The following is a 14054-nucleotide window of genomic DNA, read 5'->3' as shown; positions in this document are numbered from 1 at the left end:
CTTGCGAAAATGCTAATCATCAAGGTTAAGCAATCCTGGAGATGGCGGGAACGCTGCCGCCAAAAACAAGATCGGGAGAAACGAAGATGATGGAAGGCTTCACGAAGGAAACGCTGCATGTGAACGGGGTCGACATCGTCCTGCGCCACGGCGGAAAAGGACCGCCGCTGCTCCTGATGCATGGCAATCCCTTCACGCACTTGTCGTGGAATCGCGTGGCGCCCGATCTCGCCGAACGCTTCACAGTGGTGACGCCCGATCTTCGCGGTTATGGTGACAGTTCCAAACCGGACGGCGGCAACGATCACTTTGCCTATTCCTTCCGCGAGATGGGCAAGGACATGGTCGAAGTGATGCAAGAGCTCGGCTTTTCAAACTTTTCGGCCGCCGGACACGATCGCGGCGCGCGGGTGCTGCACCGGATGTGCCTCGATCATCCCGAGAAGATCGACAAGGCCTGTTTCGTCGACATGCTGCCACAGCACCACCTGCTCAACAACGTGACGTTCAGCTGGGGCAAGTTCTCCTGGCACTGGTTCTTCATGATCCAGCCGACGCCCTATCCGGAGACGATGATCAGCAATGATGCGGAATTCTTTCTTCGCAGGAAGTTGTCGAAGACCGATCAGGGCACGGCCTTCTTCGTACCCGAGGCGCTCGACGAATATATTCGCTGCATCAAGAATCCACGAACCGTCTATGCGATGTGTGAGGATTATCGAGCCACGGTGTCCTGCGATCTCGAAATGGATACCGTCGATTTCAACGCCGGAAAGCGGGTGACCTGTCCCACCTTTCTGTTATGGGGCGCCACCGGCGGCGTCGGCCGCAACCACAATGCAAAAGAAGTCTGGTCGAAATACGCGACCAATATCGTCGGCACGTTTGCCGCCCCGGCCGGCCATTATGTGCAGGAAGAGGCCCCGAAGGAAACTCTTCAGGCGATGCTCGGCTTCTTCGCCGGTTGAGGCAGCGGATAAACCACGCGGGATGCGCAATCGCTCGGTTTAGCGTCGCGAGGTGAATTGGGCGGCCGAGCGCCGGCATTCCCATTTCGCGCGCTCCAGAGCCGGCCGGTCATCCTCGGTCTCGGGATAGCCAAGGCAGAGATATCCGATGAACTTCCACGTTTTCGGCACGTCGAGGATGTCATTGATCCGCGCCGGATTGAGGATCGAAACCCATCCGAGCCCGATTCCCTCGGCGCGCGCTGCCAGCCACATCGAACAGATGGCGCCGACGACGGAATATTCTGTTGTCTCCGGCATCGTCATGCGACCAAGACCATGGCCGGCCTGGCTTTCCTTGTCAGCGAACACGGCGAGATGGGCCGGGGCTTCTTCAAGGCCGGCCAGCTTGAGGGTTGCATAGTGCGAAGCCCGTTCGCCCGAATAGGATCGCAGCGCATCGGCATTGCAGGCCTTGAAATCCTCGATGACGGCGCGGCGCCGCGAAGCGCTCTCGACCATGACAAAGCGCCACGGCTGGCTCAAACCGACCGAAGGTGAAAGGCAGACGGTCTCGATCAGCCGTTCCATCGCGCCTTCAGGCAATGGGTCGCGGCGGAACCGCCGCACGTCACGGCGCCACACGAACAACTCATGCAGCTTGTGGCGAAACGCCTCGTCGAATGCGACCATCCCGGAACTCCGATACCGAGGTTCGAAAGCTATAAGCGGCGACCGCTGATGCAAATATTGATCTCTGGTATGCTTTGAATTTCAAAGTGCCTGTGATCGCCGCGACGTTGATAGGAACTTCTTATCGGCAGCACTGGCCATACCTAAAAAGCCGCGACTGCCATCAGCAGAATCGCGATCTCGCCGGTCTGCTCCAGCGCGCCCAGAATATCGCCCGTCTGCCCGCCGACTTGTTTCGTCGCCAGCCAGGCCCATCCCGACCCAATGAGCGCCAACAGTAAAAGTCCCATGACAGCCTTGCCGAAACCCAGAGCGAAGGCGAGACAGAGGAATCCGAGACCCGCGGCGATCACTGCGCTTTGCGCCGCCGCCTGTCCGGCTGCGGCCGAAAGCCCGTCCGACCGCGCCGGCGGAATCAGCCACATGAACACCGGCAATTGCGCGCGCGCTGCAACATGCGCGGCCAGGAGCGCTGAGGCCACCGATGCCGGCTCAGCAATCGTCGCCAGCGCGCTCCAGCGCAGCAACATCGAAAGCACAAGAGCACAGGCACCGTAGGTGCCGATCCGGCTGTCGCGCATGATATCAAGCTTCTGTTCGCGGCCGTTGCCGCCGCCGAGTCCATCGGCCGTGTCGGCAAGCCCGTCTTCATGGATCGCGCCGGTGACGATAATCGTGGCCGCGAGCGCCAGCAGCGCGGCCGGGCTGGCGGGGATTCCAGTCCGGCGGGCGAGTTCGTAGACGATCGCGGCGATAAGGCTCACGACCAAACCCGCCATCGGCAGAGCCCAACTCGCCGCCGCGATCCGGCCATCGTCGAGCGGCTTCTCCGGAGCGGTCGGCAGAATCGTCGAGAGCGACACAGCGATCCGGATGTCGATAACGATTCGCTCGATGAACTCGGATTGGCGCATCCGGGATCGGCCCTATTTCAGCTTCATCGGCAGGCCGGCAACGACGAACTCGACCTCGTCGGCGACGCCTGCGATCGTCTGGTTCATGTGACCTGCCGCATCGCGATAGGCGCGCGCCAGCGCGTTGTCGGGCACAATGCCGAGCCCGACCTCGTTCGTCACCAGCACGACCGGGCTCTGCTGACGTTTCAAAGTGTCAGCGAGCTCGGTGATGGTTTGCGGCCAGTCGCGTTCGGCGTGAAGCAGATTGGAGAGCCAAAGCGTCAGGCAATCGACCAATCGTGCGCCGACGCCGTCGGTTTCAATCAGCGCTTGCGACACATCAAGCGGTTCTTCGCGTTCGATCCATTCGCTGCCGCGCCGTGCGCGATGCCTGGCGATGCGTTCGGCCATCTCGTCGTCGAGCGCCTCGGCGGTGGCGATATAGACGGACCGGCCGGAAAAGGCGCGTGCGCGCACTTCTGCGCGCCGGCTTTTGCCAGATCGCGCGCCTCCCGTGATCAGAATGACCGGCATCCCGCCGCCGCCCCGTTAGAACCGGACTACTAGCCGCAGTAATCATCATTTACCGGCAAAGACAAAGCGAATTCGCTGCGTGAAGAGCTTGCGCAGGGGCGGCTTCTTGCGCATGAGAAGGGTGCCGTACCGGAGACATGAGCTTGGGATTTGCAGGAGCGATGGTGGTGGCGATGGCGATCGACGCCGTGCTGAACTGGCCGGAGCGGCTGTTCCGCGCCATCGGCCATCCCGTCACCTGGCTCGGCCGGCTGATCGAAGGCGCAGATGCAGCATGGAACAGGGATGGTGATCCACCCGCGTTGCGGCGCGCCATCGGCACTATGGCGGCGCTTGGTGCGATTGGGCTGCCGACAGTGGTTGCCTGGGCGGTTCAGGCGCAACTGGGGTCTGGATGGACTAGCATCATCGTTGCAGGAATCCTGGCGTGGCCGCTGGTGGCGTTGCGCTCGCTGCATGACCATGTCATGGCGGTCGCCGATCCCTTGCAGGCCGGTGATATCAAGGCGGCCCGCGCCAATGTCGCGCAGATCGTCGGCCGCGATCCATTGATCCTCGACGAAGCGGCCATCGCGCGGGCGGCGATCGAAAGCCTGGCGGAAAACGCCTCGGACGGCGTGGTTGCGCCGCTGTTCTGGGGCGCCATCTTCGGCCTCCCGGGCATCGTCGCCTACAAGGCCATCAACACGCTCGATTCCATGATCGGTCATCGCACGCCACGTCACGCGGCCTTCGGCTGGGCTGCGGCGCGGATCGACGACGTGGCGAATTACATTCCGGCACGCCTGACCGGCGTGCTGTTTGCGCTGCTTTCCAGGGAGCGGCGAATTGCCATCTCCCGCATGATCTGCGACGGCCCGCGCCATCGCTCGATCAATGCAGGCTGGCCGGAAGCGGCCATGGCGAGCGCGCTCGGGGTGCGATTGAGCGGACCCCGGACTTACCACGGGGAAGTGGCAGACGAGCCGTGGCTGAACGCCGGCGGACGCGATCCGCATGCGCCAGATATCCTGCAAGCTTTGAAGATCTACCGCCGCGCGATGCTGCTGCTCGCAACAGCGCTTGTCATTTTAGCCTCGGTGTGACGGAAAGATGCCTGAGCACGGCGGGAATCTCGATCTGGCGATGCAGCGCTTCGGCGGCGATGCGCGCGACTGGATCGACCTGTCGACCGGCATCAATCGCAAGCCATATCCGGTCGGTGAACTGCCCGAAACAGTCTGGCGCGCCTTGCCGTCGCGATCGGCAATCGAGGCGCTGCACCGGGCCGCGCGAGAGGCCTACGGCACGACGGCAGCAATTCTCGCGACGAATGGTGCGCAGGCCGCGATACAATGGCTGCCACATCTTGCCCCGCCTGGAAGGTCACGGATCCTTGGTCCGACCTATAATGAATATGCGGCTGTCTTTTCGGCCTCCGGCTGGGACGTGCGAGAGGTTTCTGATCTCGAAGCGCTCGCTGGCGCCGACATCGCCGTGCTTGCCAACCCCAACAATCCTGACGGCAAGCGCTATGAGCCGAGCCGGCTGTTGGCGCTTTTGTCGCGCGTCGGCCGGCTCGTCGTCGACGAGAGCTTTGCCGATGCTGCTCCCGAACTGTCGCTTGCGCCAGCTGCGGGGAAACAGGGGCTTTTGATCCTGCGCTCGTTTGGCAAATTTTTCGGGCTTGCCGGATTGCGGCTGGGCTTTGTCGCCGGGGCTGAGACCGACATCGCCGCACTTTCCGCCATGGCCGGGCCGTGGCCGGTGTCCGGTCCGGCGATTGCCATCGGCGAACGCGCGCTATCGGACCGAGAATGGGCGAAGACCACATCGGCCCGTCTCGTGCGCGACAGTCAACGGCTCGATCGCGAGGTGACCAAGCTCGGCTGGACGCTCGTCGGCGGAACGCTGCTGTTTCGGCTCTACGAGACCGGCAATGCAATCCGCGCGCAGCAGAGGCTTGCGTGCGCGCAGGTCTGGTCGCGCGTCTTTCCCGATCACAACGGATGGCTGCGGCTGGGATTGCCCGGCAACGAAGCCGAATGGGCGCGATTGTCCGCGGCCTTGACCGGCTGACTGCTCTCAGCGAGCGAACGCAAGAATGGCTTCAACATCCAGGTGGGCATCGATGTGATCGGCGAGCGCGTCGAGCGCGCTCTCGACCTTGGCGCAGTAGGTTTGATCGGCAGCGGGAATACCGAGTTGGGCGAGAAAGGCCTTTCGGAACGCATCTGACGCAAACACGCCATGCAGATAGCTGCCATGGACGTGTCCGTCCGCGGAGACCGCCCCCTCGGTTTCGCCGCCCAGAATGGCGAAAGGACGCGCGCGATCCGGTCCCTCGGTGCGACCGATGTGAATCTCGTAAGCGTCGATCGCCTGCGCCGTACCGGCATGACAAGCGCTGACGCGCGTCAGGGTCTTTTGCGGCGTCATCACGGTCGAAACGTCCAGCAGCCCGAGGCCGGGCGTCTCACCCGGTGGTCCTTCGATCCCTTCGGGATCGGCGACACTCTTTCCGAGCATCTGATAGCCGCCGCAAAGGCCCAGCACGTGACCGCCGCGACGATGATGCGCGACAAGATCGATGTCCCAGCCTTGCGCGCGCAGGAAGGCAAGATCGCCGCGCGTCGATTTCGAGCCGGGAATGATGACCAGGACGCAATCGCCCGGGATGGCTTCCCCCGGACGAACCATCACGAGATCGACCTCGCCCTCGAGCTTGAGCGGATCGAGATCGTCGAAATTGGCGATGCGCGACAATGCGAGAAAGGCGATCTTGCATTTGCCGATTCTGCGCGCTTCGCCCATTCCCAGTGCATCTTCGGCCGGAAGCTCCGTCGCGCGCGCAAAGTAAGGCAAAACGCCAAAGCCCCGCCAGCCCGTTCGCTGCTCGATCAGGCGGTAGCCGTCGTCGAACAAGGAAGCATCGCCGCGGAATTTGTTGACGATGAAGCCGCCGATCACGCCGGCATCGCGCGGATCGAGCACGGACTTTGTCCCAACGATTTGCGCGATGACGCCACCGCGGTCGATATCGCCGACCAGCACCACAGGTACGTCCGCCTTGCGCGCAAAGCCCATATTGGCGATGTCGGCGGCGCGAAGATTGACTTCCGCCGGACTGCCGGCGCCTTCGACCAAAACGAGATCGGCGCTTTCCTTCAGCCGCGAAAAACTTTCCAGCACCGGCGCCATCAGGGAGGGCTTCATGGCGGCGTAGTCGCGTGCTCGCAGCGTCGCGACGCGCTTTCCCTGCACGATGACCTGCGCGCCGATGTCGGTCTCGGGCTTCAGCAGCACCGGGTTCATGTCGGTATGCGGTTCGACCCCGGCGGCTTGCGCCTGCAACGCCTGCGCGCGCCCGATCTCGCCGCCATCCACCGTCACCGCCGCATTGTTCGACATGTTCTGTGGCTTGAACGGAACGACGCGAAGGCCGCGACGCCTGGTGGAACGAAGTAGGCCGGCCACAATGAGCGACTTACCCACGTTCGAGCCGGCTCCCTGGATCATCAATGCGCGGGCCATCGGTCGAAATCCACTTGTTCAGAATTCCACGCCGGGCTGCGCCTTGATGCCGGAGCGGAACGGATGCTTGACCGGCGTCATCTCGGTGACGAGATCGGCGGCATCGATCAATTCCTGCTTGGCGTTGCGACCGGTGAGCACGACATGCGTCATGTCAGGTTTTTCATTTCTCAGGAATTCGACGACTTCGTTGATGTCGAGATAGTCGTAGCGAAGCGCGATGTTGATCTCGTCGAGCACGACCATCCGCAGATGAGTATCGGCGATGAGTTGCTTGGCTTTTTTCCACCCGGCTTGCGCGGCAGCGATGTCGCGGGCACGGTCCTGGGTCTCCCAGGTAAAGCCTTCGCCCATCGCGTGGAACTGGCAGAGATCGCCGAAATGACCGGTCAAAAGCCGCCGCTCGCCGGTATCCCACGCGCCCTTGATGAACTGAACGACGGCGCAGGGAAATCCATGGGCGACGCAGCGCAGGATCATGCCGAAGGCGGAGGAGGATTTTCCTTTGCCCGCGCCCGTGTGAACGATGATGAGGCCCTTGTCGCCGCTCTTGGTCGCCATGATGCGGTCGCGCGCGGCCTTCTTCTTCGCCATTTTTTCGGCATGGCGTTCATCGAGCGAAGCCTCGGACAATCCTGCTGTTTCGCCCGCTCGCGCGTCTTCGTCCGACGTCATCCGATCCGTTCCTTTGGCTTGACAAGTACCGCCCATCGGCAAATGGTGGGCCCGCGTTGGTTCCTGTCCTACGACAGGCGAAGAGGGAATGCGATAGGGCTAAATCCCTAGAAGCAGCCGCCCCCGCGACCGTGACCGGAGAGATGCCCAAAGCCACTGACCCCGACGGGTCGGGAAGGCGGGGATCGAAGGGAAACAAAACCCTGCTCCGCAAGCCGGGAGACCTGCCAGCGCACGAGTTTCAAGACCGGCGGACGGGGTGTTCCGCGACGGGGAGCGGACCGTGATCGTCGTTGGTCCGCGCACCTCATCGCCTTCCGCCGAGAGATTGAGGAGAGCGATGAGCGTCACGCTTCACGTCTGCATCACCTGCCGCGCCGGCCAAACCGTCAATGAGGGCGAGACCACGCCCGGCGCGCGATTGCATGCGGCGATTATCGATGTCGGCGCGCCCGAAGGCGTGGAGGTGGTCCCGGTCGAATGCCTGTCGGCCTGCAGCCAGGGCTGTTCGGTCGCGCTTAGCGCGCCGGGCCGCTGGTCCTATGTTTATGGCCGTCTTTCCGAGATCCATGCACGAGATGTGATTGCCGGCGCCGCGGCTTACGCTGCCGCGCCCGACGGCATCGTGCCGTGGCGCCGTCGCCCGGAAATTTTCCGCAAGCAATCGCTCGCCCGCATTCCGCCCATCGCGCCATTGATCGCCATCGCTCCAGAGGCCGCCGAATGAATTCGCTCGCCAAGGTTCCCGTTACTGTCGTGACCGGCTTTCTCGGCTCCGGGAAGACGACGCTGATTCAGCACCTCCTCGCGAACCCTAACGGCAAGAGGCTTGCCGTTCTCGTCAATGAATTCGGCAGCGAAGGCGTCGACGGCGACATATTGAAGTCCTGCGCCGACGCCAACTGTCCGGCCGAAAACATCGTCGAACTCGCCAATGGCTGCATCTGCTGCACCGTGGCCGACGACTTTATTCCGGCGATGGAGCAGTTGTTGTCGCGGCGCGTACGTCCCGATCACATTCTGATCGAGACGTCAGGGCTGGCGCTGCCCAAACCGCTTCTGAAGGCGTTCGACTGGCCCGAGATCCGGTCGAAGATCACCGTCGACGGCGTGGTGGCACTGGCCGATGCGGAGGCAGTTGCCGATGGCCGCTTCGCGCCCGACCCTGCCGCCGTTGAGGCACAGCGCGCGGCGGACAAAAATCTCGACCACGAGACACCGCTGTCGGAAGTATTCGAAGACCAGATCGCCTGCGCCGATATCGTGCTCTTGACCAAGGCGGACCTCGCCGGCGCCGCGAGGCTTGAGGCTGCGAAAGCGATGATCGCTGCCGAGATGCCACGCCGCGTGCCGATGCTGCCGATCACGAACGGCGCAGTCGACCCGCGAATCATCCTTGGCCTCGAGGCTGCCGCCGAAAATGATCTGGCCGCGCGCCCCTCGCACCACGACGGCGAGGAAGACCACGAACACGACGATTTTGCCTCGGTCGTGATCGACCTGCCGGAAGTGAACGACATCGACGCGCTGGTCGCCTCCGTGCAGCAGCTCGCGCGAAAGCAGAATGTGCTGCGCGCCAAGGGGTATATCGCCGTCACAGGCAAGCCGATGCGGCTTCTGTTGCAAGCCGTCGGCGAGCGGGTTCGGCATCAATACGACACGCCGTGGGGCGCCAGGCCGCGGCAATCGAAACTTGTGCTGATCGGCGAGCAGGGCGATATCGACGAGGCGGCGATCAGGACGGGACTGGGCATCTGATGCATGTCATCTTCCGCGAGAGCCGCGGGCTTGAAGAGACCGCGGTGCCAAAGGACCTCGGCCAGGACCCGGCCGATCTCGCGGTGCTTTCGTTTTCCGACAGCGATCTTGCGGCCTTCGGAACCGGCTGGCGGCGCGATGCCGCCGCTCTGCCATCGCTGCGGCTCGCCAATCTCGCAGAACTGCGGCATCCACTGTCGGTCGACACCTATATTGAAAGGACTTTGCCGCGTGCACGCGGCATCCTGGTGAGGCTGATCGGCGGCGAGCCTTATTGGCCATATGGGCTTTCGGCGCTGCATCGCCTGGCGAAAGACCGCAACATCGCGCTCGCCGTGCTTCCGGCAGACGGCCGCGATGATCCACGGCTTGACGAGCTCTCGACAGTTCCGATTTCGGCTCTCCGGCGGCTCAAGACTTTATGCGATCAGGGCGGCGGGATCGCGGCACAGGCTGCGATTGCTGAGCTTGCGCTGGCCGCTGGTCTCAAGGCGAAACCAGTCACCGGCGCAACCGATATTCCGGCGATGGGCTTTTACGATCCCGCCCACGGCGTCATCGCAGCGCCGTCCAGCCGAGCTCAACGGCCGCACGCGCTGGTGACGTTTTATCGCTCCTATCTGACCGCGGCCGACGTGGCGCCAGTCGATGCGCTGATCGATGCGCTGCGGCAAAAGGGTTTCGATGCCTACGGCGCCTTCGCCGCTTCGCTGAAGGCGGCGGGCGTCGCGGATTGGTTGAAAGCGCATTTTGTTGCGAAACCGCCGGCCGTAATCGTCAACGCCACTGCCTTCTCGGCGCGCGGAGATGATGGGGCGACGCCGTTCGATGCCGCATCCTGTCCTGTCTTCCAGGTCGCGCTGTCAACGGCGCGGCGCGAAGACTGGGCGGAATCGCTGCGCGGTCTTGCGCCAGGCGACCTCGCGATGCACGTGGTGCTGCCCGAAATCGATGGCCGCCTGTTTGCTGGCGTGGTGAGCTTCAAGTCGCCGGGCATGCGCGACGGCGATTTGCAATTTGTGCATCTGGCGCACCGGCCCGACGAGGAAAGAGTGAATGCCGCCGCCGCACGGGCGGCCGCTTGGTGCCGGCTTGCCAAGAAGCCGGCAGGCGACAAGCGTCCCGCCATCGTGCTTTCGAATTACCCCGGCCGACCGCACCAGATTGCCCATGCGGTCGGGCTCGATGCGCTCGCTTCGGTCGAAGCGCTGCTGTCCGATCTCAAGCTAGCCGGGTTCGACGTCGCGCCGATGGGCGACCTGGGCAACGCGTTGTTGCGCCGGGAATTGACGTGGAGCATCGACGATTATCGTGTCGAACTCGCGAGGCTTCCACAAGCCTTGCAGGACGATCTCACCCGAACCTGTGGTGCGCCGGAAGACGACGCTTGCTGCCGCGGCGGGAGATTTCACTTTGCCGCAATCGAATGCGGCAGCGCCATCATCGCCGTGCAGCCGGAGCGAGGGGACGTCAGCGCACGCGATGCTGATTATCACGATCTCTCCCGCACGCCGCGCCACGCTTATGTCGCGTTTTATCTTTGGCTCCGCCGGCAGGGATGTGATGCGCTGATTCATATGGGCGCGCATGGAACGCTGGAATGGCTGCCCGGCAAGGCCGTGGCACTGTCGTCATCCTGCTGGCCGGAAGCATTGATCGGAGAGATGCCCGTCATCTATCTCTTCATCGTCAACGACCCGGGCGAGGCCGCGCAGGCCAAGCGGCGCCTAGGCGCCCTCACCATCGGCCATCTGCCGCCGCAGCAGATTCAGGCGGCGGTGCCGGAGCATCTGCGCCGGCTCGAGCAATTGCTCGATGAATATTCCACCGCCGATGGGCTTGATCCCGCGCGCCGCAATCGCCTGATCGCATCGATCCGCGACGAGGCCCGCAGCGCCGGCGTCGAAGACGATCTCGGCCTTGGACCGTCGACCGCGCCGGCCGAAGCCGTTCCGCGGATCGATCGCTTTGTCTGCGATCTCAAGGAAAGCCAGTTCGGCGAGGGCCTTCACGTCTTCGGTCGCGGGGACTGCGGCGAAGCCGAGCGTGATGCGATCCTCGCGGCTCTCGCTGGCAAGCGGATTGCCGCGGGACCGGCCGGTTCGCCCTGGCGGGGACGACGCGACGTGCTGCCCACGGGACGCAATCTGTTCGCGGTCGATCCGCGTGCGGTGCCGACGCCTTCAGCCCACGCGCAAGGCATCAAGCTTGCCGAGGAACTGCTCCGCCGTCACTTGCAGGATCACGGCGACTGGCCGAAAAGCCTGATGGTCGATCTCTGGGGCTCTTCGACCATGCGCACGGTTGGCGAGGACTTTGCGATGGCGCTGCACCTCGCCGGCCTCGCGCCGCGCTGGGATCATGCGTCGGGCCGTGTGACCGGCTACGACATGATTGCATTGGCAGAACTCGGGCGGCCGCGTATCGACGTTACGCTGCGGGTGTCCGGCCTGTTTCGCGACGTGTTTTCGAATCTGGCGCAGATGTTCGAGGCGGCGACCACTGCGCTCGGCGCGCGCGAGGACGAAGGCGACGAAAATCCGTACTTGCTCAAGGCCGCGCGGGTGTTTGCGCCGCGCCCCGGGCACTATGGTGCCGGCATGGCGCACGCACTGGATACGTTCACGCAACAGTCGCGCGCAGCGGCCGGCGAGGCATGGCTGTCGGCATCCTCCTGGGCTTTCGCTCCCGATGGCGAGATGCGGCCCGACCGAAGCGGTATCGAAGCGAGGCTCGCGGCAGCGGATGCGTTCGTTCACATGCAGGACTTGCCGGAAACAGACCTGTTGCTTGCATCCGATTATGCGGCCCATGAAGCGGGCGTCGCGGCCGCAGCGACCCGGCTCGGCGCAGTTCCCCCCTCGCTCTATCATCTCGACGCCACCCGGCCAGACCATCCGCGTGCACGTGCGCTCACCGAAGAGATCGCGCGAGTGGTGCGCTCCCGCGTAAGCAATCCCGCCTGGATCGAGGGCATGATGCGCCATGGCTTTCGTGGTGCCGCTGAAATCGGCGCGACGCTGGAGCATATGGCCGCATTCGCACATCTTGCCGACGCCGTACCGCCGCATCTGTTCGATCTCTATTACGATGCGACCCTCGGCAATGATCGTGTGCGCGCCTTTATCGCGCGGGAGAATGCAGCGGCGTTGTCGGCGATGAAGACCTGCTTTGCGCGCCTGCACGAGGCTTCGCTCTGGAAAACGCGACGCAACTCGATCGCGGCCGCTCTGGGAGACGCCTCATGAGCGCCGTTGCAATCAAGGGATGGTGTCCCGGCGCCTGGCATCCGATGCTATCGGGCGATGGGTTTGTCGTCCGCGTCCGTCCCTATGGCGGCCGGATTGATGCGGAGCAAGCGGCCGGCCTTGCCGATCTAGCCGAACGATACGGCAACGGGTTGATCGACCTGACCAACAGGGGCAACCTTCAGATCAGAGGCGTCAGCGAAGACCGTCATCCACCGCTGATCGACGCTCTCGCGCAGCTTCGCCTGCTTGATGCCGACCCGGATGTCGAGGCGCGGCGAAACGTTATGGTCGCGCCACTCTGGACGAAGGGTGACGAGATCATCTCCGTCGCGGGGGAGCTTGAGTGTGAGCTTGCGGATGGTCCCGTCGGCCTTCCTGCCAAATTTGGCTTTGCCGTCGATTGCGGCAGCGAGCGCAGGCTGTCAGCAGCCTCTGCCGATGTCAGGATCGAGCGTGACGTCGGTGGCCAGTTGATCGTTCGTGCCGACGGGGCGGAATATGGGCGATCCGTCACGCGGGCCGACGTCATAACGATCGCGCTCGATCTGGCAAGATGGTTCGTTACGTCAGGCGGCGTCAACCATGGCCGCGGCCGGATGGCCGCGCATCTTGCGGCCGGCGCGAAGCTGCCAGAGACGCTTGGCGGCCATATGCTGCCGGCGAGAAGGCAATCCGTGCCGCAGCCCGGTCTTACGCTTCTCGGCGCACTCATCGGTGTAGCCTTTGGACAAATGACTCATTCCACCTTGCAATGGCTGGCGGAACACGCGAGCGGCTTGCGCATGACGCCATGGCGCATGCTGCTCGCTGAAGGAATGAACGAGATGCCCGCCTGCGATGGCCTGATCACGTGTGCGGACGATCCGTTGCTGCGCGTCGTTGCTTGCAGCGGCGCACCACGCTGCCCGCAGGCGCATGCCGATACACGTGCGCTCGCGGCCGTACTGGCGCCGCATCTTGCGCCTGGCACGCGGCTGCATGTCTCCGGCTGCGCCAAAGGCTGTGCTCAATCCGGTTCCGTACCGCTGACGCTGGTGGCCACTGCGGAGGGGTTTGATCTCATCCGCGACGGCGCGACGCGCGACAAGCCCGTTCGACGCGGGCTGAGCGTCGCCGGCATCCTGGCAGACCCTGCCGTCCTGTCGGGAGCGTGCTGATGCTCCACCGCTATGAAACCGACGGCGCGGCGATCTACCGAAAATCCTTCGCCATCATCCGTGCCGAAGCCGATCTCGCTCGTTTTTCGCCCGACGAAGAGCCGGTGGTGGTGCGGATGATCCACGCGGCCGGCATGGTCGGGCTGGAAACCCACGTCCGCTTCACGCCGGGTATGGCGAGCATAGCGCGCACCGCTCTGCAGCAGGGCGCGCCGATCCTTTGCGATGCGCGCATGGTCTCCGAAGGGATCACGCGTTCGCGCCTGCCGGCCGGCAACGCTGTGATCTGCACACTGGCTGACCCTTCCGTGCCTGAGCTTGCACAAAACATGCGTAATACCCGCTCCGCCGCCGCAGTCCAGTTGTGGCGGCCGCATCTTGAAGGCGCCATCGTTGCCATTGGCAACGCGCCGACCGCGCTGTTTCATCTGCTCAATCTCCTGAAGGATGAAAGCTGCGCAAAGCCCGCGGCCATCATCGGCTGTCCGGTTGGATTCGTCGGAGCTGCTGAGTCAAAGGCGGCGCTGATGGCCGACCCGCCCGCGCCGGCGCTTAGCGTCCAGGGAAGGCTCGGCGGCTCGGCCATCACGGTGGCCGCAATCAATGCGCTGGCGTCCAGGAGCGAATAGC

Annotated in this window: 13 protein-coding genes and 1 riboswitch; of the genes, 8 read left to right on the top strand and 5 right to left on the bottom strand. The window is 63.8% G+C overall.

Annotated features, from left to right (window positions below; translation table 11 throughout):
• The first annotated feature begins 86 nt into the window (after positions 1–86).
• Positions 87–968, top strand: a complete 882-nt coding sequence (locus NEZ08_RS02005; RefSeq protein ID WP_298102700.1) for an alpha/beta hydrolase — start codon at positions 87–89, stop codon at positions 966–968.
• 39 nt (positions 969–1007) lie between these two features.
• Here NEZ08_RS02005 and bluB read toward each other — a convergent pair whose 3' ends face one another.
• From bluB to cobU, 3 genes are all read right to left on the bottom strand, one after another.
• Entirely contained in the window at positions 1008–1640 is a 633-nt protein-coding gene (gene bluB, locus NEZ08_RS02000; RefSeq protein WP_298102698.1) for a 5,6-dimethylbenzimidazole synthase, read from the bottom strand.
• A gap of 143 nt (positions 1641–1783) precedes the next feature.
• Entirely contained in the window at positions 1784–2554 is a 771-nt protein-coding gene (gene cobS / locus NEZ08_RS01995; RefSeq protein ID WP_298102695.1) for an adenosylcobinamide-GDP ribazoletransferase, read from the bottom strand.
• Positions 2555–2566: 12 nt separating this feature from the next.
• A complete protein-coding gene (gene cobU, locus NEZ08_RS01990) occupies positions 2567–3070 on the bottom strand; it encodes a bifunctional adenosylcobinamide kinase/adenosylcobinamide-phosphate guanylyltransferase (protein ID WP_298102692.1) in 504 nt (167 codons plus the stop codon).
• A gap of 143 nt (positions 3071–3213) precedes the next feature.
• On the opposite strand from cobU, the gene cbiB reads away from it, so the two are divergent.
• Positions 3214–4155: an adenosylcobinamide-phosphate synthase CbiB gene (cbiB, locus tag NEZ08_RS01985; protein ID WP_298102732.1), complete on the top strand. Its 942-nt coding sequence runs from the start codon at positions 3214–3216 to the stop codon at positions 4153–4155.
• Positions 4156–4162: 7 nt separating this feature from the next.
• Positions 4163–5128, top strand: coding sequence for a threonine-phosphate decarboxylase CobD (gene cobD, locus NEZ08_RS01980; RefSeq protein ID WP_298102689.1), 966 nt, complete (start codon positions 4163–4165; stop codon positions 5126–5128).
• Positions 5129–5134: 6 nt separating this feature from the next.
• Here the strand turns inward: cobD and NEZ08_RS01975 are convergent, their stop codons facing one another.
• Positions 5135–6583 (bottom strand): cobyric acid synthase, encoded by a 1449-nt coding sequence (locus tag NEZ08_RS01975; RefSeq protein WP_298102686.1) that lies wholly within the window; start codon positions 6581–6583, stop codon positions 5135–5137.
• A gap of 18 nt (positions 6584–6601) precedes the next feature.
• Positions 6602–7258 carry a cob(I)yrinic acid a,c-diamide adenosyltransferase gene (cobO, locus tag NEZ08_RS01970; RefSeq protein ID WP_298102683.1) on the bottom strand — a complete coding sequence of 219 codons (657 nt, stop codon included), beginning with the start codon at positions 7256–7258 and terminating at the stop codon, positions 6602–6604.
• Positions 7259–7298: 40 nt separating this feature from the next.
• A riboswitch (cobalamin riboswitch) is annotated at positions 7299–7505 on the top strand.
• Between the two features lie 93 nt (positions 7506–7598).
• Here cobO and NEZ08_RS01965 point away from each other — a divergent pair.
• From NEZ08_RS01965 to NEZ08_RS01945, 5 genes are read left to right on the top strand one after another with little or no spacing between them, the layout of a single operon-like run.
• Entirely contained in the window at positions 7599–7985 is a 387-nt protein-coding gene (locus NEZ08_RS01965) for a DUF1636 domain-containing protein (protein ID WP_298102680.1), read from the top strand.
• Positions 7982–9016, top strand: coding sequence for a cobalamin biosynthesis protein CobW (gene cobW / locus NEZ08_RS01960; protein ID WP_298102678.1), 1035 nt, complete (start codon positions 7982–7984; stop codon positions 9014–9016). Before NEZ08_RS01965 ends, cobW begins: the two co-directional genes overlap by 4 nt.
• Positions 9016–12264 carry a cobaltochelatase subunit CobN gene (cobN, locus tag NEZ08_RS01955; RefSeq protein ID WP_298102675.1) on the top strand — a complete coding sequence of 1083 codons (3249 nt, stop codon included), beginning with the start codon at positions 9016–9018 and terminating at the stop codon, positions 12262–12264. The genes cobW and cobN overlap by 1 nt, the downstream gene beginning before the upstream one ends.
• A complete protein-coding gene (gene cobG, locus NEZ08_RS01950; protein ID WP_298102672.1) occupies positions 12261–13424 on the top strand; it encodes a precorrin-3B synthase in 1164 nt (387 codons plus the stop codon). Before cobN ends, cobG begins: the two co-directional genes overlap by 4 nt.
• Entirely contained in the window at positions 13424–14053 is a 630-nt protein-coding gene (locus tag NEZ08_RS01945) for a precorrin-8X methylmutase (RefSeq protein WP_298102671.1), read from the top strand. The genes cobG and NEZ08_RS01945 overlap by 1 nt, the downstream gene beginning before the upstream one ends.
• The last annotated feature ends 1 nt before the right edge of the window (position 14054 follow it).

Source organism: Bradyrhizobium sp. (assembly GCF_027451485.1).
Lineage (GTDB): Bacteria > Pseudomonadota > Alphaproteobacteria > Rhizobiales > Xanthobacteraceae > Bradyrhizobium.
Note: the sequence above shows the minus strand (reverse complement) of the source record. Positions and strands in the feature narration are given on the sequence as shown.